At 25.5% G+C, this 5042-nt stretch carries 1 protein-coding gene; it reads left to right on the plus strand.

All coding sequences use genetic code 11. The features are described from left to right. Nucleotides 1-291 precede the first annotated feature (291 nt). On the plus strand, nt 292-5042 hold a 4751-nt coding region (locus GBZ86_RS12595; protein ID WP_152891176.1), incomplete at its 3' end, for a carboxypeptidase regulatory-like domain-containing protein.

Raw genomic sequence — 5042 nt, forward strand, 5'->3', positions numbered from 1 at the left:
TAATTAAAACATTAAACAGTTATCTAGTTGAGTATAAAAATATTTTTTATAAAAGAGGATTTGAAAATTTTGTTGTATTGATAATTTCAATTTTATATATACAATATAATATTTTCATTAGCATTTAGTAAAAATGGTTCTATAAAGATTAAATTTTTTACTAAATGCTTTTTTATGATATTTTTTCAGAAAAAATATAAATAGCTAAATACTCCAACCTTTAAATCACTTATTTGTAATTAAATTCATAATATATATTATGACCTTAGTTTAAAATTTAGGAGGATTTATATGCAAATAAGACGTGATAACTATAATTTAGGAAAATCAAATAATATAGAAGTCTTTTCAAATAATTTAGATATAAAAGCTGATATTGTTCTTGCTACTAATGAAAGAGAGTTAAATGTTGGTTCTGCTATTTCAGGGATAGTAGTGGATACATTAAATAATCCTATAAAAAATGCCCTAGTTAAATTAATAAATAGTTCCCTTGAATCCTTAGCTAGTGTAAGAACAGATGAAAATGGAAAATATGTAATAAGTATAGTACCCTCTAGTTCTATGTATACTATATTAACTACTGCCACAGATAAGGTGGTAAATCAATCTCCATCCTTTACATTAAAAAAAGGAGAAAATAAATTTATAAACTTTACTTTATCTAGTGATGCTAATGCCTTTTTAGGCGCTATAAGTGGTACTTTAAAAGATATTAATAATAATGTTATTTCAGGGGCTATAATTTCTTTGTATAAAGAAAATGAAAACTCTAATTTATTTAGTATAACCTATTCAGATAATCAAGGTACTTTCTTTTTTAATGAACTCTTACCTGGAAACTATAAAATTTTAATATATTCTCTCACTCACATAAGTCATGAAGAAAGTATTACAGTAAAAAGCAAAAGAATTTATAGCTTTAATAAGCTATTAACTTTTAATCCAAATATAAGTGCTGGTTCTATATCTGGAACAATAACTGACAATTTAGGTAATGCTATTTCTAAGGCAGATGTTATTCTTTATAAAATAGAAAATAATATAAAAACTCCTGTAGCCTTTACGCAAACTAATTCTTTTGGAACATATAATTTTCTTAATGTACCATTTGGTTCTTATTTAGTTAAATCAAATAGTACCCAAAGCTTAGATTTTAATCCTGTAGTTACTCCTTCTGTAAAGATAACCTCTACTTCTGAATTAGAAACCTATAACCTTTCTACAGGAATTTTAGAAAATGATGCATTATTTGATTATTCCACTGGCTTTATTACAGCTCTTGGAGGAGAAAAAGATGGATCTGTAACTTTAAGTGTAAATGTAGAAAAATATGGTATTTATAATTTAGCAATTTATTATTTAGCTGCTGACTTTAATAGACCTTTAACAATAGAAGTTAATGGAAAAGAGCTAGAAGAAATTTATAAAGTTCCTATTACTCCTGGATGGGAAATAGATGCTACAAAAATTTTTAATATTTCAGTTATATTAAATGAAGGATTAAATACCTTAAAATTTCATGGAGATGGAATTAATTTAGCTCCTAATCTTAGTAAGGTAACACTTATTTTTAATGAAACAGAAAGTTCACCTATGGTTACAACCACATTGGCAACTTCAGATAATTCTTATTTTAAAAGCATAGCTATAGCAGGTAGTTATTCAAATGGAGCTAATTATAATAAAGAAACTCTTCTAGCAACAGCCTTAGGAGGAACCACAGATGGTACAGTAACTGTTGAAATATATATAAGAGATACTGCCATATATTACATGACTATTAAATATATTGCCAAATTATCTAATTTAAATTTAAAAGTAGATGTAAATAATGAAAAAGATAACACCATATATACTTTGCCTGAAACTGATAGTTTTATATCAAAAGCTTTTATTTTACCAGTTAGCTTAAAACGTGGAAATAATACAATTAAATTTCATGGAGATGGTAAAAATCCTGCTCCAGATTTAGATAGCTTCATATTAAATTTACCACCTTTAACACAAAATTTAACTGAAGGAATACTAGAAAATGGAGCTAAGCTTGATGAAAGTAAATTCTTTGTTTCAAATATTGGTGGTACTGAAAATGGTTCAGTAACGGTGGCTATTAATGTTGCTAATTATGCTTATTACAAAGTATTCTTAAGTTATTTAGGAACTAAAAGTAATTTATCTTTAAAAGTTGATGTAAATGGTATAAATACTAATACTATAATATATTCATTACCACCAACTAAAGGGCTAGCTATTAATGATACGAAAGTCTTTGAATTTACTGTAAAATTAAATAGTGGAAATAACACATTAAGATTTCATGGAAATGGAACAGATTTAGCACCTAATTTAATTTCTTTCTTAACCTCATTTTTTGTTTTTTCTTGGGAAAAACTTCCAACCATACAAGATGTTTATGATATAGATAGTGCAAAATTAGGTGGTTCAGCAACTTTAGATAAAAAAACTAATTTAATCACCTCTCTTGGTGGAAAAAATAAAGGCTACTTTACACAGGATATTTATGTGAAATATGAAGGACAATATGTTTTAAGAATAGTTTATAGAAATAATAGAAAATTTTTAATAGATGTAAATGGACAATGGACAGGTAAAGTTTATACTACTATAGGTGGATTTAGAGATATTTTTAATATACCTATAAATTTAAATGCTAAAGAAAATACTATAAAAATTTATGGACATGATGATGAATTAGCCCCTGATTTTGGAGATATTTATGTAGACCTTAATTATCCAATAACTCCAAGAATAAAAGAAGGGTTATTTCTTAATGGAGCTGATTACTATGAAGCAGGTAATATAGGTCCTATTGGTGGCCCTGATAATAGTTCTTATACTTTATATTATTTTGCAGAAGAATATACTGAATATACTTTAGGCCTAGTACTTTCCACTGAAGGAAAATCTCTTTTAATAAACATAAATGGTATCACCACCGAAACTATATATAGTATTCCTCCTTCTAACACTCCTACTATTGCATATAATATAAATGTTGTTTTAAATGATGGAGATAATTTTATTGAATTTTATGGAAATGGAGCAGATTATGCACCAGATATATACGATATAGATATAAAACCTACTTTCACTCCTGTATCTAAGTTTACTTATAATTTAGTTGATGCTAATTTGAAAAATGGTGCTACCATAGACTTAAATAAAAATTTTGTGCAAAATATAGGTACTGAAAAGAATGGAACTGCTATTTTAACCGTTAAAATAGACACAGAAGATTTCTATGATTTAAATATACAATATATCCCATTAAATGTAGATAGTCCGTTAAGAGTAACTGTCAATAATAAATCCACTAAAGAAACTTATTATTTACCTTTATTAGAAAATCCTTATCATAATACTTTTAATGTATTTGTTGTTCCTAAAATTCTTTTAACTAAAGGAAATAATACTATTGAATTTTATGGTAATGGATCAGATTTAGTAGCTAAACTTGGTAAAGTTAGAATTAGTAAATTTAAAGAAGTTGTCAGTTTACCAGAGGGAATATATTATGCAGTTAATGGGAAAGTTGAAAATGGAGCAAAAAAGGCTACTTTTTCCTCTAATTTTGTTGATGGATTAGGTGGAAGTAATGAAGATGGTTCTGTAACTATAAAAGCAAATGTTGAAATGGATGGTTTTTATAATTTGCTTATTGAATATTTAACTGATGGTAATAATAAAAATTTAATTATAGATATTAATGGTGAAAATACTGGAACTATTTATACTCTACCTAAAACAGATGATTTAAAAGAGGAGTTTTCTAAAAACTTTGCAGTTCCAGTAGTATTAAAAAAAGGAGACAATACTATTAAATTTCATGGAGATAATTCAATTAATGCTCCTAGTTTAGGGAAAATATATATTAATAAAACTCCTAAAATCACCACCTATAATTTTTTAAATGCTATATTAACTAATGCTAATATATTAGATTATCCTGAAGATTTTCTTTCTTTAATTAAAGGTGATGATGAAAGTTTTGCTACTGTAAAAATAAATATTGAAAGTGAAGGTATATATTATTTAACTATTAAATATTTATCAAAGGATAATAGCTATATTAATTTAAAATTAAATAATGAAATTATTGAAAGTAAAATACTGTTTTCTCCTACTAAAAGTGAAAATACCATTGATTCAAAATCTCTAACAATAAAAATTAAATTTAATAGTGGAGAAAATATATTAAGTTTTGTTAAAATTAATGATATTAACTTTCCTCCACCATTATTAGGTTCTTTTACAATTTCAGATAATGAATTAATACAAACCTTTCCTATGGAAAAAGCTCTTTTATTAAAAGGCGCTAGCTTAGATAAACAAACTAAGTTTGTTGAAGGAATAGGAGGATTTGGAAATGGTTATGCTATTGTTAATGTAAAAGTATTACAAAGTGGTTTATATGATATGACTTTAAACTACATGAGTTTAAGAAGTGCACGAAAATTAAAATTAACCATTAATAATGTTGCTATAAAAAATACTTTTGTTTTACCAATGACAGAATATTCATCAAAAACATTTGTTATACCTATAAGTTTAAAATATGGAAATAATTCAATTAAAATACATGGAGATCGTAATATGAAAGAAGGTCCTATGATAGATGAGTTAACTTTAAGTTTAAATACTAGTAATCCTATAAAAAATTATAATTTTTCAGATGGAATCACAACTTCGGAAGCTATGATAGACAAAGTAAATAAATTAGTAAGTGATATAGGTGGAAAAAACAAAGGTGAAGTTACTCTGAATTTAAATGTAGCTGTATCTGATTTTTATGATTTATATTTACAATATAAAAGTCCTAGTAAATCTAATATATTGTTTGTAGATACAAATAATAATTCAAATATTGAAAATTACACCTTACCAATGACTTTTGATAATGATTTTGGTGAATTTCAAATTACCATTCCATTAAAAACTGGAGAAAATTCAATAAAATTTTATGGTGATATAACTAATGATAATCTTATTCTTTATAATTTTAATTTAACTATTAACAC

Source organism: Clostridium tarantellae, from assembly GCF_009295725.1.
Classification (GTDB): domain Bacteria; phylum Bacillota; class Clostridia; order Clostridiales; family Clostridiaceae; genus Sarcina; species Sarcina tarantellae.